The organism is Sphingomonas sp. Marseille-Q8236, from assembly GCF_965112005.1.
In genome coordinates this window covers 2,384,512-2,401,135 of the sequence record NZ_CBCOPO010000001.1, presented here as the reverse complement: position 1 = coordinate 2,401,135, position 16,624 = coordinate 2,384,512, and the positions used below count along the sequence as shown (strand labels likewise).

The following is a 16,624-nucleotide window of genomic DNA, read 5'->3' as shown; positions in this document are numbered from 1 at the left end:
CTTTCAAAGAGGGTCAATATCGTTAACCTTTGAGTTTAAACGATTAACCGACCAGCAGATGGACGACATTTTTTCCAGCGCGCGCCAGACCACGCACGGCCGGCGGAAGATCGGGCGCCAACCTGCCCTCGTCCCTCAATTCGACACGCCAGCGCCCGGCATAATGGGCCGACGCAACGATATTCTCCGCGCCGCCAACCGCCTTGACCAAGACATCGGGCAGGGTTGCCGATGCCGCAACGGCGGCAGGCTCCGTGCTGGTGACGATCGGCGACGGCACGGCGCGGTCGGCGGAGGCTGGGATTGGCCCGGAATCGATGGCGGCGCGCATCTCCATCGCCACCGTGTCGGCCACCGGGCCCAGCACCACCTGGACGCCATTGGCGGACGGACGCAGGATTCCCCGCGCGCCGAGACGCTTCAGTCCGGGCTCATCGACCTTGGCGGGATCGGACACGATCAGGCGCAGGCGGGTGGTGCAGGCCGCCACCTCGGTCAGATTGGCGCTGCCACCCATCGCGGCGACGAAGGATGCGCCCCGTCCGCCCGCGACCTGAGCAGCCGCCACCTCGCCCTGGTCGCCTTCGACCGCAGCGTCCACGTCACGCCCCGGCGTCTGGAGGTTCCAACGGCGGATGGCGAAGCGGAACACGGCATAATAGAGGATCGCATACACCGCGCCGATCGGGATCAGCAGCAGCGGCTTGGTCGCCTTGCCGAAATTGATGACATAGTCGAACAGACCGGCCGAGAAGGTATAGCCCAGCCGCACGCCCAGCGCGTTCATCACCGCTTCCGACACGCCGGTCAGGATCGCATGGAAGGCGTAGAGGACCGGGGCCAGGAACATGAAGCTGAACTCGATCGGCTCGGTCACGCCGGTCAGGAACGACATCAGCGCCAGGCTGAAGAGCATGCCGCCCACGGCCTTCTTCCGCTCCGGCAGCGCCTCATGATACATGGCGAGGCAGGCGGCGGGCAGGCCGAACATCATGACGGGAAAGAAGCCGCTCATGAACGCGCCCGCCGTCGGATCGCCCGCGAAGAAGCGGGTCAGATCGCCGGTCTTGCCCTGATAATCGCCCACGACGAAATAGGCGACGGTGTTCAGGATATGGTGCAGGCCGGTGACGACCAGCAGACGGTTGAGCACACCAAAGGCGAACAGCCCCAGCCCGCCCGCCTGGACGATACCCTGGCTCATCGCATCGATGCCCGCATTGACGGGACCGAACGCCACGCCCAGCAACGCCGCCAGCCCCAGTCCGGCAATGCCCGAGATGATCGGGACGAACCGGCGACCACCGAAAAAGGCCAGATATTCCGGCATCTTGATCGCGGCGAAGCGGTTGTAGAAGCTGCCGCCGATCAGACCGGCGACGATCCCGACCGGCACGTCGAAACGGTGGACCGACTTGGTCCGCCACGCCGCCTCGACGGTCGCGGCGATGTCCTTGGCCAGCCCCGCCCCGGTTCCCGCAGGCGGCACGACCAGCGTCTCGGCGCCCTTGATGGTGACCAGATAGCAGGTAATCCCCGCCAGTGCCGCCGCGCCATTGCCGTCGCGGGCAAAGGCGGTGGCGACGCCGACCGCGAACAACAGACCCAGATTGTCGAAGATCGCATTGCCCGCATTCGCCATGAAGGCGATGTTCAGCATGTCCGGCTGGCCGAGGCGCAGCAGCAGCCCCGCCACCGGCAGGACCGCGATGGGCAGCATCAGCGCCCGCCCGAGCGATTGAAGCGAGGCCATGGGCGAGCTCATGCGCCGATCTCCTGAAGCATCTTGGTGATATGCGCGCGAACCGCCGCGGCAGAGGGCAGCGCCAGCGCCTGCATCGCCGCCGCACGACAACGGGCAAGATCGAGTTTGCCGACCAGCGCCTTGATCGCGGCGACCCGCGCGGGGGGCACCGACAATTCGGTCACGCCCAGCCCCAGCAGGATCGGCACCGCCAACCGGTCGGCAGCCAGCGACCCGCACACCCCGACCGGCGTGTCATGCCGCCCTGCCCCGTCACAGGTCGCGCTGATCAACCGCAGCACCGCCGGATGGAGCCCATCGACCCCCGCCGCCACCGCCGCGTTGCCGCGATCCATGGCCAGCGTATATTGCGTCAGGTCGTTGGTGCCGATCGAAAAGAAATCGGCCTTGCGCGCAAGAATATCGGCGGAGATCGCCGCTGCCGGGGTCTCGATCATGACGCCGACCTCGGCCTTGCCGCCCTGTCGCTCAACGACCGCGCGAACCGCCTCCAGTTCGGACAGGCTGGCGACCATCGGGGCCATGATCCGGCATGGCTGGCGCACCGACAGGATCGCGCCGACCTGATCCTCCAGCAATTGCGGATCGGCTAGCGCAACGCGGATGCCGCGCAGGCCCAGCGCCGGATTTTCCTCGATGGGCAGGTCCATATAGGGCGCGGGCTTGTCGCCACCGACATCGAGCAGCCGGACGATCATCGGCCGATCGCCCAGCGCGTCGGCGATCGCCTGATAATCGCGCGCCTGCTCCTCGCGGGTCGGCGCGGTCGCGCGTTCCAGAAAGAGGAATTCCGTGCGCAGCAGGCCACAGCCCTCCGCGCCTTCCTTCACCGCCGCCTCGGCATCGCCGACCGAGCCCAGATTGGCGAACATCTCGATCCGCGTACCGTCCAGCGTGCGGCAGGGCCCCTGCGCGGCGCGCGCGGCCTCCATCTCGGCCTTGCGGCGGGCGATCGTGTCGCGCACCTGGCTTTGCGCATCCTGATCGGGTTCGGGGTCGATCAACCCGCGATCGGCGTCGAGGACGATGACGCGGCCATCCTCCAGCGTCACCAGAGGATCGCCGAACGCCACCGCCATGGGCAGGCCCATGCCCGCCGCCAATATGGCCGCGTGCGAGGTCGGCCCGCCCTTGACCAGCGCGATCCCCGCGACCTTTTCGGCATCGAGCGCCGCGACCTGACTGGGGAGCAGGTCCTCCGCGACCAGAATCGCGCCTACGGGAACGCTCGGGCCCTCAATCGGCAATCCCGCCAGCGCGGCGAGGACATGGCGTTCCAGATCGCGCAGATCGTCGGCGCGCTCGGCAATGCGTCGGTCGCCACTCGACATCAGGACCGCGACCTGTTCGGCAATAGCCTCCTGCCAGGCGACACCGGCGCTGAGGCCCCGACCGATGGCAGCGAGCGCCGCCTCGGTCAGTGTGGGATCGGCCAGCATCGCGCCATGCGCCGCCATCACGCCGCCCCGTGCACCACCGGCCGCCGCCGCCTGCACCAGCCCTTCTCGAACCCGCGTCAGCGCGTCGGTCAGCTTGGCGGTTTCCTCCTCCGGCGAACCGGCCAGCGTCTCGACCGGAATGGCGGCGCGGGTCAGCCGATGGATTGGGCCCACCGCCAACCCCGGCGCGGCGGGAACACCGCCCAGCCCCGGCCCTTCGGCACGGGCGGGCTCGGGCGCGTCGACCGGTGTCTCCTCCGGCGTGGCGTCACCCAGAAACGCGATGACATCGGCCATTGCGGCGGCGGCCTGCGTACCCGTCGCCTCTATCCGAACAGTCGTACCGTGGCTCAGGCCCAGGCCGAGCAAGCCGACCGCGCTGAGCGCGGAGGCGTGGCGATCGCCATGGAACAGCGTGACCTTCGCCTCATGCCGCCGCACCGCCTCGACCAATCGCGCGGCGGGGCGGGCATGGAGGCCGTGCGACAGCGCGACGACCGTCTCCTGAACCAGAGCCTCGCCATCTTCCTGGGCCTCCGCAGCCTGCACGGCCAGCGGTACGACGCGCAACAGGGGATCGCCGACCGCAACCAGACCTTGCGCGATCGGCTCGACGCCATAACGCGTGGCATCGGCGACGATGATCGGCGTCACCACGGCGGGCGCGTTCCGAACCAGATGGTCGAGGTCGAAGCGGATCAGCGGCTGTCCCGCCAGCACCTTCGCCCCCGCCTGCACCTGCGGCGTCAGCCCCTTGCCGCCCAGCGACACGGTGTCGATCCCGATATGGCAGATCAGCTCGAACCCTTCGGTGCTGCGCAGCGTCACCGCGTGTCCCGCCTCGTGCACGGTCAGCACGACGGCATCGCAGGGGGCGCACAGCGCATCGTTCACCGGATCGATCGCGATCCCGTCGCCCAGCATCTTTTCGGCGAAAACCGGGTCAGGCACCTGCGCCAGCGGCGTCACCCAACCCGACAGAGGGGCAAAAATGGTCAGGTCACTCATTGCACGTCACTTTCGCCAAATCGCATCCCTTTGTCGGTAAAGCGCGCGCCGCCAATCAGCGGTCGCGCACCGACACCCGGCCCAATAGACCGCTTTCGACATTGCCCAGCGCGGCCACGATCAGGACGATCGTCCGCTTGCCCGGTCCCGGCGCCAGTGGCGCGACCAGCGGGCCGGGCTGCGGATCACGCTTCTCGGCGACCATCACTCCATCGACCCACAGGCTGGCCATGCCGCCGACCGAGCCGAAGCGGATCTCCCCGCCCCGCGCCGCCACCGCATGGCGCGGCGTGACGATGGTGCGATAGACGCGGTAACCCGCCGCCTCCGCCGGGGTGGGCGTACCCGCCCGGACAAAGGCCCAACCATTATTGTCGTTCGACGCAGGCGCGAAATCGGGCGAGGGCTTGGCATCCTGCCGCTTCGACCGGCGCCAGTCGCGCAGGTCCATATCGCCTGCAGCCAGCGGCACCTGCGCGCGCGGGGCCACACCCAGTCGGTCGAGCCGCAGGCTGGCAGGCCTCAACCCGTCCGCCGTCGCGCGGATCGTGATCCGCCCGCGCCCGGCATCGGGCCGCACGATCATCTGCGCCAGACCATTGAACAGCGAGCGCTGAAGGCCCTTTTCCGGCTCGTGGCTGTTCGGATCGCCATTGCCCACACCGATGATCGCGCCGCCGTCGATGGTGAAGCGGGTCATGAGATTGGCGGTGGGAACATGACGCCCCTTGGCGTCGACCGCGTCGATGGTGATCGCCTGCGCATCCTCGGTATCGCCCGCCATCACTGTCCGCGCGGGAGTCAGGCGGAGCGCGACCGGTGCGCCGGTGGTCTCATGCGCGGCGCGTGCCACCTCGCGCCCGCCGCGATAGGCGATCGCCTCGATCCGGCCGGGCGCATAGGGCACGGTCCATTCATTGCCCATCAGCCGGTCGACCGCCGCCTCACCCACCGTCTTGCCGTTCAGGCGCAGGACGACGCGTTCGGCATTGGACAGGACCATGACCTTGGTCGGCCTGCCCTCGCGCCCCGGCCAGGTCCAGTGCGGCGCGATCGCCACGACGGCCTCGTCATCGACCCAGGCGGCGCGGTGGATGTCGAACGCGGTCTTGGGGAAACCGCAAAGGTCCATGATGCCGAAGAAGCTGGCGATGGTCGGCCATTCATAGGGCGTCGGCTCGCCATGATAGTCGAAGCCGGTCCAGACGAACCCGCCCGCGACATAGGGCCGGTCGGCGATCTTCTTCCACGCGACACGGTGCGTCGCGCCCCAGCTCGCCGCCTCGTCGTCATAGCTCGACGCGATATGGCGGGCGGGATCGCTTTCGAACGCCCCGCGCGTCATGAAGGCGCTGGTATCCTCCGAGCTGGTCGTCGGCTTGGTCGGATTGAGCTGATGATAGCGGTCGTAGTCGCCCTGGTAATAGTTGAACCCGGTCACATCGACGACCTGCGCGACGTTTACGGGATTGAAGAACGCACCGTTCATCGCCGCCGTCACCGGGCGGCTGTCGTCCAGCGCGCGCACCCAGTGCGCCATGCGCTTGACCATCTCGACGCCCGAGGGCGTGCCCTGCATCGGTTCCTCGTTGAACACCGACCACAGGATGACGCTGGGATGGTTGCGGTCGCGGCGGACCAGCCATTCGAGCTGGGCACGGAATTCGGGGGCCGGATTGAACTGCCGGTTCTCGTCCATCACCACCAGGCCGAGGCGATCGCACCAATCAAGCAGTTCGGGCGTCGGCGCATTGTGGCTGGACCGGACCGCGTTGCAGCCCATCGCCTTCAACCGCTCCAGTCGCCAGCCGATCAGCGCGTCGGGGATCGCGGTACCCACACCCGCATGATCCTGATGCAGGCAGACGCCCTTTAGCTTGACCGGCTTGTCGTTGAGGAAAAAGCCCTTGTCCGCATCGAAGCGGATGGTGCGGAACCCGATGGGCACGCGCCGCTGATCGACCATCCCTCCATCACGCATCAGCCGTACGTCGAGCGTGTAGAGCGTCGGCCGCTCGATCGACCACAGTGCGGGGTCGGCGACCGGCAGGTCGAGGCCCGCCGTCCCTTCCTCCAGCGACGCCACGCTGGCCTGCGCCTGGCCCTGGGCGACGACGCGACCTTGCGGATCGAGCAGCCGCGCTTCGACCGTGACCTTGGTTTCGGTGGGGGCGATGCTGGTCAGGGTGGTGGTGACGGGGACGTGCCAGCTGCCGTCGGCGCGGCGGCGGGGGTCGCCATGCACGCCATCGGTCGCGATCGATACCGGTGCGTAATCGCCCAGCCAGACATGGCGGTAGAGCCCGGCGCCCTCATACCACCAACCCTCCATGGCGTTGGCGTCCACCCGGACCGCGACGACGTTGGCCTCATCACCAAAGCGGGCGAACGGCGTCAGGTCGATGCGCACCGCGCTATAGCCCGAGAAGTTGTGCGAAACGACGCTGCCATTGACCCAGATGGTCGCGTTGGTCGCGATGCCGCCGAATTCCAGTTCGATCCGGCGTCCGCGAAGCGCGGGGTCGAGACGGAAGGTGCGCCGATACCAGCCGATCCCGCGCGGGCGATAGCCTTGCGCGACATTGGCGGTCTTTTCGAACGGCTGGAACGAGGCCCAGTCGTGCGGCAGATCGACCGACTGCCATTCGCTGTCGTCATAATCGACCGCCGCCGCACCGCGCGCATTGCCCGCCTTGACCGAGGCATAGGTCGCGTCATGCGTCTCCAGCGGCGCGGGTTCGACCTCCCCTTCATGGAACAGCCAGCCCCGATCCATCAGTACACGAGCAGGGTCCTGCATCGGCAGCGCGGCGGGCAAGGCGTTCACCGGCGTCGGCATCGGAAGCGCGCCGGCACCGTCCGCCGGGCGGCGCTGTGCGGCGAAGACCGGGACGGGCGCGATGCCGCCGACCAGTCCTACGACGGCGCTGCTCAGCAGCAGCTCGCGGCGCGCGATCGTCATGCCGCGACGGTCTCGGCGCTGGCGATCCGCGTTTCGACGGGTTTGAGCGCGGCGTCGAGCACCACCCAATCGGCCCGCAGCCCCGCTCGAAGCGCGCCCCGCTCATGCGACAGCCCCAGGAACGCGGCCGGATGGGTCGCGGCCATGGCGGCGGCCTGATCGACCGTGATCCGCAACTGTTCGACCGCATTGGCGACCGCAGACCCCATGTCGAGATCGGAGCCCGCCAGCGTGCCATCGGCATAGGTGCACTTGCCGCCGGACACATCGATATGGCGACCGTGCAGCACGAAGTCCTTTTCGACCGCTCCGACCGACGACATGGCGTCGGTGACCAGCATCAGCCGGTCGAACGGACGTGCCTTCAACGCCAGTCGGAGCATAGGCGCGGCGACGTGGAAACCGTCGATGATGAGGCCGCTATAGGGGCGCGGATCGTCGAGCGTCGCGCCCGCAAGGCCGGGCACCCGCTGCTGCATCGCGGGCATGGCGTTGAACAAATGGGTGATGCCCGACAGGCCGACATCGAACGCCGCCATCGCCTGCTCATAGCTGGCTTCGCTATGCCCCGCGCTGACCAGGACGCCCGCCTGGACCAGCCGCTCGACCGTCGAGACCGGCACGCGTTCGGGGGCGATGGTGAGCATCACCTTGCCACGGCGCGGGCGGGTCAGGACCGCGACCATCTCTTCGTCCAGATCGCGGAAGCGGCTCGGGTCATGAATGCCCTTGCGCGCCGGATTGAGCACCGGCCCCTCGACATGGATGCCGACGATGCCGAGCACCTTGGCTTCGATCGCTTCATCGATGGCGTCGAGCGCACGGGCAATCTTGTCGGGCGTCTCGCTGACCAGGGTCGGCAGCATCGCGGTGGTGCCATAGACGGCGTGCGCCGCCGCCATGGCCGCGATGCCGTCCACGTCGAGCCGGTCGTTGAACAGCACGCCGCCGCCGCCATTGACCTGGGTGTCGATATAACCCGGGACGACCCAGCCGCCATTCAGGTCGATCGCGTCGCCCGAACCCTCGACCGCGCCGATGGCGGCGATCCGGTCGCCCTCCACCACGATCTCCACACCCGGCAGGACACCGCCCGAAGTCGCGACATGGCCGTTGATGAAGCGGAAGCGGGTCATAGCGTGCGGGTCACTTTCTGCAGATGCGGCGGGGAGTCGGGGTCCATGCCACGGGCAAGGGCCAGAGCCTCGACCATGCGGTAGAAGCTGGCGAGCATCGCGATCGGCTCCAGTGCGGGGTGGCCCGCGACCATCGGCAACGCGCCTCCCTGCCCCGCGACGAACGGCTTGGCGCCGCGCTGCTCGAACTGGTCGGCAACCGCGCGCACATCTTCGCCCGCGATGTCGGAGGTGGCGAAGCCCAGCACCGAATAGCCTGGCTCCACGATCCGCATCGGGCCGTGGCGGACTTCGGCGGCGCTGAACGGCTCGGCCTGAATCGAACAGGTTTCCTTCAGCTTCAGCGCGGCTTCCTGCGCCACGCCGTAACCATAGCCGCGCCCCAGCACGAACATCTGGCTGACCTCGCGCAGGCCGTCCACGGCAGCCGACCAGTCGAGGCCGAGCGCCTGTTCGACCTGCCCCGGCAGATCGGCGAGCGCGGCTTCCAGCGTCTCGTCACCGGCCCAGGCGGCGGCCAGCTGCGCCAGACCCGCCAGCGCGGTCAGGCAGGACTTGGTGGCGGCGACGGCCTTTTCGGGACCGGCCGACAGCGGCAGGAAGGTATCGGCGCCGGTCGCCAGCGGCGATTCCTCGTCATTGACCAGCGCAACGATGTGCGCGCCGCCCGCGCGATACGCCTCGACCGTCGCCAGCAGGTCCGGGCTGCGACCCGATTGCGAGATGGCGATGACCAGCGCGCCCTGCACCTTCATGGTCGTCTCGAAGATCGACGCGACAGAGGGAGCGGCGGAGGAGACCGGTACACCCGTCTTGGTCTCCAATATATATTTGCCATAGGTCGCGGCGTGATCCGACGACCCACGGGCGATGGTGATGATCACCGGCGGCGGGGCGGCACGCAGCCGCTCGGCCAGCGCCCTGACGGTCGGCGCATTGCGCGCGAGCAGCCGGGCGATCGCCTCCGGCGCCTCGCCCGCTTCCGCTCCCATCAGGGTGCCGGCATCCGCACTTCCGGCGGTCATCACATCAGACATCGGTTAACTCCGCGACGAAATCATAGGCATCACCGCGATAGAAGGACTGGGTATATTCCACCGCCCGTCCATCGCGCAGGAATCCGCGCCGCTCGATCAATAGGCCCGCATGGCCCGGATCGACGTTCAGCATCTTGGCATGGTCCGCCCCGAACGGCACCGCACGCAGCCTTTGCAGTGCGCGCACCGGCCGGTGCCCCGCCCGCTCCAGCGCGGCGTAGAGTGACCGGTCCACCGCCTCGATCGATGGCAAGGCAAAGCCCGCAATGGCCGACAATTCGATCGCCATCGGCACCTCGTCGGCGAAGCGCACACGCTGGAACCGATAGACCGGCGCGCCCGGCGACAGCCCCAGCGACATCGCCTCTTCGGGCGTGACGGTGCCGGGTGCGCGGCTGACCCATTGGCTGCTCGGGGTACGGCCCCGCGCGATCATGTCCTCCGAGAAGGAAGACAGCTTGGAAAAGCTCTTTTCGACGCGACCGGCGACGAAGGTGCCCGCACCGCGCCGCCGCGTCAGAAGCCCCTCCTCGACGAGACCGCCGATCGCCTTGCGCACCGTGATCCGCGACACGTCATATTCGATCGCCAGATCGCGTTCGGCGGGAATGGCATCATCCTCGGCCAGCACATTGCCGTTGATCGCATCGCGCAACAACTGCTGAAGCTGAAGGTATAACGGCGCGGGGTTCCCCTTTCGGAAAGAGCCGACCTGCGCCGAGAATGTCATGGCCGCGCCATCCCCCTTTGCCCTCGCGTCACTCATGCCGCGCACCGCTTCGACGACTGGTCTATCGCAGCCCCATCGACCGGGCAATAGGTATTATATATGGCATACATTGGATTTTACCCTCTCTCGATAGCCTGACGGATGGCGGTGATGCGGGCGGGGTCGGTTCGACGCCGTTGACCCGATGCGAAACCCATCGCTTCGATCCGCGAATCCCCCCATGGTTCGCGAATACTGGCGGAGGCATGGACCGCATCGACGCCGGTCCTGGCGATCAGTTGCGCCGCATTGTCCGCCGAAACCCCCGACCCGGCGATGATCGCAACGCGGCCATTCGCCGCCGCGACCATGTCTGCGATCACGGCAGCACCCTGCTCCGCCGTCGCTGCGCCGCCTGAGGTGAGAATATGATCATAGCCCAGACCAGCCGCCGCCTCGACCGCAGCGACCGGATCGGCGACCAGATCGACCGCGCGATGGAGCACGATCGCCACGTCCTTCGCCACGTCGCGCCAGCGGGCCAATATGTCGAGGTCGAGCCGGTGGTCGTCCGCCATCGCTCCGACCACGACGCCAGCAACACCCTGCGCCACCATGCGCCGGATTTCCTCGGTCGCCACGGCGACATCACCCGCGTCATAGCGAAAGTCGCCGTCGCGGGGGCGCACCATCGCATGAACCGGAACGCCGGAGTCCACCGCACAGGCGACCAGCGCCGCCGACGGGGTCAACCCACCCAGTGCAAGCGCACCGCATAGCTCGATCCGGTCGCCCCCGGCCGCCGCCACGGCGGCAATGCCGTCAGCATCGTCGACGCAAATTTCCAACAGCGTCGATCCACATCGCGACAATGGTGTCGCCATCGTCTGCATCCCCCAGAAAATTCTTCAGCCGCCGCTCCGCCCCTCGCCACGGCAGACGCCAGGATTCTGTCATTTAAGCAGCCCAAGACGCAATGCGCCAGTATAATGGTCTCATAAGGTCGACGACAAACTTTTCCCGTTTTCGGACCAATGTCATTTTGGTTACAGACTGGTATGATTGAAATATAAGGCAGACTCTCGACCAAGTGGGATACTCCACCCTCTCATCTTGTAACGCACATCGCCTCGCTGCGCGGCGTAACGCACATAAGAGGGGATTTCGGCATGTCGGGCGCTCGCACCATCATCCTGAACGACGATGCGTCGAGCCGATCCTGTCAAGAGGGCAGCCCGTGCGGCACCCAGGATTGCGCCCCTGCTGTCCGCCGGACCAAGCTGACCGACTACGCAGAGAAGCCGCACGACAAGACCTACTGCCAGATCGAGGCAAGCAGACACCGTCTGGCCGTCTTCTATAAGAATGATCGGACCTATACAGCGTCGGTGAGCGTACGTTTCCAGGGGAACGCTTTCCCACGACGATGCGAGACAGCCCCGTCGACCATGGGACTGACGGGCTTTTCATCTGCGTGACTTGAAGGAGTCATCGAAATGCTGCGCGTCTGTCACCGATCTGCGACGCGGGCGTAACAGATGACGGGCATGACAGGCGGGACGCCAAGCGTGGGGAACGCCGATGCCGATGACCAGCATAACGATGGATGGTTCGCTGCACGAAGACGCCGCCATTCTCGACTTCATCCCTCGCGCGCCGGTGACGCCCGAACCCGAAGGCCATGAGCGCCGCCGGTATCGCACCATCTGGATCTCGGACGTCCATCTCGGCACGCGGGGCTGCAATGCGGAGATGCTGATCGACTTTCTCGACCATGTCGATAGCGAGACCATGTATCTGGTCGGCGACATGATCGACGGCTGGCGGCTGAAGAAGAAATTCTACTGGCCCGCCGCGCATAATGACGTGGTGTGGCGGCTGCTCAAGCGCGCCAAGCGGGGCACCCGCGTCGTCTATATTCCCGGCAATCACGACGAGATCTTCCGCCAGTTCACCGGCATGGATTTCGGCGGCATCGCCATCTGCCGCAAGGCGATCCACGAGACGGCGGATGGCCGCCGCCTGCTGATCCTGCACGGCGACGAGTTCGACGCGATCACGCTGGCGCATCGCTGGCTCGCCCATGTCGGAGACTTCGCCTATACTGCGCTGATGGAGGTGAACCGCTGGGTCAACATCGTCCGCCGGTGGATGAAGCGCCCCTATTGGTCGTTGTCGAAGCACGCCAAGGCCAAGGTGAAGAACGCCGTCGCCTTCATCTCGCATTTCGAGGAGGTCGTCGCCCATGCGGCGGGTGCGCGCGGCGTCGACGGCGTGGTGTGCGGGCATATCCACACCGCGGAAATTCGCGAGATCGGCGGCGTTACCTATTATAATGACGGCGACTGGGTGGAAGGCTGCACCGCACTGGTCGAGCATTTCGACGGCACGATGGAAATCCTCCATTGGGGCGACGAGATGGAGGCTCGCCGCCAGCAGCCCATGGCGGCCGCCATCGCCGCCTGAGCGAAGGGAAACGGCATGCGCATTGCGATCGTCACCGATGCCTGGTCCCCACAGGTGAATGGCGTGGTCCGCACGCTGCAGTCGGTGACGGCGGAGCTGCGGGCAATGGGCCATGATCTGTCGATCATCTCGCCCGATCTCTACGCCTCGGTGCCCTGCCCCACCTATTCCGAGATACGGCTGGCGATGCCGGGCCCGGGCGTGGTCGGGCGGACGCTGGGCGCGTTTCGCCCCGATGCGATCCATATCGCGACCGAGGGACCATTGGGGCTGCGCGCACGGCGATGGTGCCTGTCTCGCGGTCTGCCCTTCACCACCGCCTATCACACCCAGTTCCCCGAATATGTCGCCGCGCGGATCAGGGCGATCAGCCCCGAACTGGTATGGCGCTATGTCCGCTGGTTCCATGCGCCCTCGTCCGCGATCCTGGCCTCGACGCCCAGCGTGGCGGCGGCGCTGGCCGCGCATGACCTGCCGCAAAGTCGCCATTGGGGGCGCGGGGTCGATACTGCCCTTTTCCGCCCCGATGGTCCGCGCGACGCGTTCGTCCGCGCATTGCCCGATCCGGTACAGCTTTATGCGGGGCGGGTCGCGGTGGAGAAGAACATCGCCGCCTTCCTGGCGACCGATGCGCCGGGCTCCAAGGTCGTGGTCGGGGATGGTCCGGCGCGCGCTACGCTGGCTGCGGAATATCCGCACGTGCATTTCCTGGGTGCGAAATTCGGCGAGGAACTGGCGGCGATCTACCGTGCTGCCGATGTGTTCGTCTTTCCCAGCCGTACCGACACATTCGGGCTGGTGATGATCGAGGCGCTGGCCTGCGGCACGCCGGTCGCCGCGCTGCCGGTCCAGGGGCCGCTCGACGTGCTCACCCCCGAAGTCGGCGTGATGGACGAAGCGCTGGACGTGGCCATTGCCGGGGCGCTGAGCCGTGATCGCGACACCTGCGCCGCTTATGGGCAGGGCTTCACCTGGCAGGCGAGCGCGGAGCAGTTCCTTGCGGCACTCGCCCCCATCAACCACCCCCTGCGCGCGGCGGCGTAGATCCTTCTCGGCATGGGTCATGGCGAAATTCGCCGCACCGTCCCGTTAAGGCCGAAATCCGTTGGGGAGGCGTCAGCCACTTCCCCCTCGTGGGCGTGCTTCGCCAGCTTTGCTGGGCTTCTTGCTCTGGGAAGGTCGGGCCGACACATGCATCAACTTGGAAAACCCGTTTAACGGGTTGAACCAGGCTTGCCGCCCATGTCATTCATGGGCCTCGCGCGATTCGGTGCGGGACTTGCCCGCCTGTCGCTGATCCGTTGGCCGTGCCGCTTGTCGCCATGGCCGCTCCAACCGCTGCACCCGAAAGGTCCCCGATTGGACGTCGTCACGCTTAGCCTTTTCCTCCTCCTCGCCGTGGTGTTGAGTGGGATCATCTCCCGCCTGCTGCCCTCGGCGCTGCCCCGCCCGCTGGTCCAGATCGCACTCGGCGCGGTGATCGGTGGCATCGCGCAGATCCGGGTGGAGCTCGATCCCGAAATCTTCTTCCTGCTGTTCGTGCCGCCTCTGCTGTTTCTCGATGGCTGGCGCATTCCGAAGGACGAACTGTTTCGCGACGCGGGGGCGGTGTTGGGACTGGCCCTGGGACTGGTGTTCCTGACCGTGCTGGGCATGGGTCTGTTCATCCACTGGATGATCCCGGCCATGCCCTATGCCGTCGCCTTCGCGCTGGCCGCCGTGGTGTCGCCGACCGATCCGATCGCGGTGTCGGCCATCGCGCAAAAGGCCCCCATTCCCAAGCGCATGATGCACATCCTCGAAGGGGAATCGCTGCTCAACGATGCGTCGGGTCTGGTCTGCCTGCGCTTCGCGGTGGCAGCCGCGCTGACGGGAGCGTTCTCGCTGACCGGAGCAGGGCTGACCTTCCTGTGGATGGCGATCTCCGGGGTCGGCCTGGGCGTGGGGATCGCCTGGGGCACGATCACCGCCAAGGGGCTGTTTGCGCGCCGGTTCGGCGACGACAGCGGATCGAACATTCTGGTCAGCCTGCTGATCCCCTTTGCCGCCTATCTGGTCGCCGAACATATCGAGAGTTCGGGCGTGCTGGCGGCGGCGGCGGCGGGTATTGCCATGTCGTTCACCAACGTGTCGTCGGGGGCCAAGGCCGCCACCCGCATCCGGCGGCAGGCGGTGTGGGACATGCTGCAATTCACGCTGAACGGCATCATCTTCGTGCTGCTGGGCGAGCAATTGCCGCAGGTCTTCGCCGGCGCGCGTGACACGGTGATGCTGACCGGGCATCACAGCATCTGGTGGCTGGGGCTGTATGTGCTGGCCATCGTCGCGGGCCTGGCGGCGTTGCGCTTCGCCTGGACCTGGGTCGCACTGCGCCTGACCCTGTTCCGACATCGCAACAATCCGCAGCATACCAGTCCGCCGCGCCGTGTCATCACCGCCATGTCGGTGGCGGGCGCGCGCGGCGCGATCACGCTGGCGGGCGCGCTGACCCTGCCGCTGACGCTGACCGACGGCACGCCTTTTCCCGCGCGTGATCTGGTCATTTTCCTGGCATGCGGGGTCATCCTCTCGTCGCTGGTCATCGCCAGCCTGACTTTGCCGCTGCTGTTGCGCGGCCTCGCCCTGCCCAATGAGGATGCCGCCAGCGAGCTCGACCGGACCCGGCTCGCTGCCGCCAAGGCCGCGATTGCGGAATTGGAGCGCCTCCAGCATGAAATGGCCGAGGGCCGCGACGATGCCGACCAATATGTCGAGATCGCCTCGCGCCTGATGGACGGCTATCGCAGCCGGATCGACACGCTGGAGGGCGATGTGGACCCCGATGCCCGCCGCTTCGAGGAGGTGGAGCGCAAGATGCGGTTGGCCGCGATCCGGGCTGAACGGCGGGTGGTGTTCGAACTGCTCAACGCCCGCATGATCGGTTCCGCCACCGCACAGCGACTGGGGCGCGAACTCGACCTGATCGATACCCGCCTGTCCGCCCAAAGCTGAGCCCGACCATCATCTTTGCGCTTGCGCTAAGGCGAAATTTATCGTGTCTCGCCAATGGATTTTGCATCAGGGGGGTGGGATGCACGGTAACGTCGGGGAAAGCTGCCTGAATTGTGGCGCGACGCTGGTCGGCCATTATTGCCACGCATGCGGCCAATCCTCGCATATCCATCGCACATTGGGCGCGTGGTGGCATGATTTCAGCCACGGCGTGCTGCATATCGAGGGGCAGGTCTGGCGCACCATCGCCTTCCTCGTCACCCGCCCGGGCGAGCTGACCCGCCGCTATATCGCGGGCGAGCGGCGGCGTTTCCTGTCACCATTGGCGCTGTATCTGTTCAGCGTCTTCCTGCTCTATATCGCCTATTCGATCCTGGGCGGCTTCGCGACGTTGAAAGCCCCCGATACGCAGGAGGCCGCGACCGAAATCCATGCCAAGGCGGTCGCCACCCAGGCGCAGATCGCCGCGCTCGATCGACAGCGTCCTGCCATTGTCGCCAACAAGGGCGATGTCGCCGCCATCGACAAGGAACGTGCGCGCCTGGCCGAACGCTATCGCCAGCTCGACCTGACCAGCGCCGCGCTCGGGAGCGGATCGGTCACCGGTGCGCCCACCGGCAACGCAGAACATCATGCCCCCGTCATGACCGGCTGGAAATCGCTCGACGAGAAGCTGGCCCATGCCGCGCGCGATCCGGAGTTCCTCCTCTTCAAGATGGAGGCAAATGGCTATAAATTCTCCTGGGCGCTAATCCTGCTGTCGATGCCGTTCATGGGGCTGTTCTTCATCTGGAAACGCGGCGTCGCGATGTTCGATCATGCCGTCTTCGTCACCTATTCGCTCAGCTTCGTCAGCCTGCTGACGGTGGTGATGATTCTGTGGGTGAAGCTGGCGCACCTGCCGGGGGAGGCGATGCTGATGCTCGCCTTTCCGGTGCATCTCTTCGCCCAGACGCGTGGCGCCTATGGTCTGGGATGGGTGACCAGCCTGTTCATGACGGTGGCGCTGTGCGTGATGGCGGCGACCGTTTTGCTGATCTGGGTGATCGGCTTGCTGGCGCTCGGCATCGCACACTGACACCGCCAATCGGTTGCAGCGCCGAGACGAATT

Annotated in this window: 11 protein-coding genes; 4 read left to right on the top strand and 7 right to left on the bottom strand. The window is 66.7% G+C overall.

Going from position 1 to position 16,624, the window contains the following annotated elements:
* Window positions 1-43: 43 nt before the first annotated feature.
* From nagE to ACWPWT_RS11440, 7 genes are all read right to left on the bottom strand, one after another.
* Window positions 44-1,765 carry an N-acetylglucosamine-specific PTS transporter subunit IIBC gene (gene nagE / locus ACWPWT_RS11470; protein WP_454279727.1) on the bottom strand — a complete coding sequence of 574 codons (1,722 nt, stop codon included), beginning with the start codon at window positions 1,763-1,765 and terminating at the stop codon, window positions 44-46.
* Window positions 1,762-4,212: a phosphoenolpyruvate--protein phosphotransferase gene (ptsP, locus tag ACWPWT_RS11465; protein WP_454279726.1), complete on the bottom strand. Its 2,451-nt coding sequence runs from the start codon at window positions 4,210-4,212 to the stop codon at window positions 1,762-1,764. The genes nagE and ptsP overlap by 4 nt, the downstream gene beginning before the upstream one ends.
* Before the next feature lie 55 nt (window positions 4,213-4,267).
* A complete protein-coding gene (gene galA / locus ACWPWT_RS11460; protein ID WP_454279725.1) occupies window positions 4,268-7,174 on the bottom strand; it encodes a beta-galactosidase GalA in 2,907 nt (968 codons plus the stop codon).
* Entirely contained in the window at window positions 7,171-8,310 is a 1,140-nt protein-coding gene (nagA, locus tag ACWPWT_RS11455) for an N-acetylglucosamine-6-phosphate deacetylase (protein ID WP_454279724.1), read from the bottom strand. Before nagA ends, galA begins: the two co-directional genes overlap by 4 nt.
* Complete coding sequence (locus tag ACWPWT_RS11450) at window positions 8,307-9,347, bottom strand: SIS domain-containing protein (protein ID WP_454279723.1); 1,041 nt, start codon at window positions 9,345-9,347, stop codon at window positions 8,307-8,309. The genes nagA and ACWPWT_RS11450 overlap by 4 nt, the downstream gene beginning before the upstream one ends.
* Window positions 9,340-10,077, bottom strand: a complete 738-nt coding sequence (locus tag ACWPWT_RS11445) for a GntR family transcriptional regulator (RefSeq protein ID WP_261268239.1) — start codon at window positions 10,075-10,077, stop codon at window positions 9,340-9,342. Before ACWPWT_RS11445 ends, ACWPWT_RS11450 begins: the two co-directional genes overlap by 8 nt.
* Window positions 10,078-10,193: 116 nt before the next feature.
* Complete coding sequence (locus tag ACWPWT_RS11440) at window positions 10,194-10,940, bottom strand: copper homeostasis protein CutC (protein WP_454279722.1); 747 nt, start codon at window positions 10,938-10,940, stop codon at window positions 10,194-10,196.
* A gap of 697 nt (window positions 10,941-11,637) precedes the next feature.
* Between ACWPWT_RS11440 and ACWPWT_RS11435 the strand changes: the two genes are divergently transcribed.
* The 4 genes from ACWPWT_RS11435 (at window position 11,638) to ACWPWT_RS11420 (ending at window position 16,591) form a co-directional block, all read left to right on the top strand.
* Entirely contained in the window at window positions 11,638-12,522 is an 885-nt protein-coding gene (locus ACWPWT_RS11435; RefSeq protein WP_454279721.1) for a UDP-2,3-diacylglucosamine diphosphatase, read from the top strand.
* A gap of 15 nt (window positions 12,523-12,537) precedes the next feature.
* Window positions 12,538-13,566: a glycosyltransferase family 4 protein gene (locus ACWPWT_RS11430; protein ID WP_454279720.1), complete on the top strand. Its 1,029-nt coding sequence runs from the start codon at window positions 12,538-12,540 to the stop codon at window positions 13,564-13,566.
* 315 nt (window positions 13,567-13,881) lie between these two features.
* The gene (locus tag ACWPWT_RS11425; RefSeq protein WP_261268240.1) at window positions 13,882-15,513 is read left to right on the top strand and encodes a Na+/H+ antiporter; all 1,632 of its coding nucleotides are present in this window, start codon (window positions 13,882-13,884) and stop codon (window positions 15,511-15,513) included.
* Between the two features lie 79 nt (window positions 15,514-15,592).
* Complete coding sequence (locus tag ACWPWT_RS11420; protein ID WP_454279719.1) at window positions 15,593-16,591, top strand: DUF3667 domain-containing protein; 999 nt, start codon at window positions 15,593-15,595, stop codon at window positions 16,589-16,591.
* Window positions 16,592-16,624 lie beyond the last annotated feature (33 nt).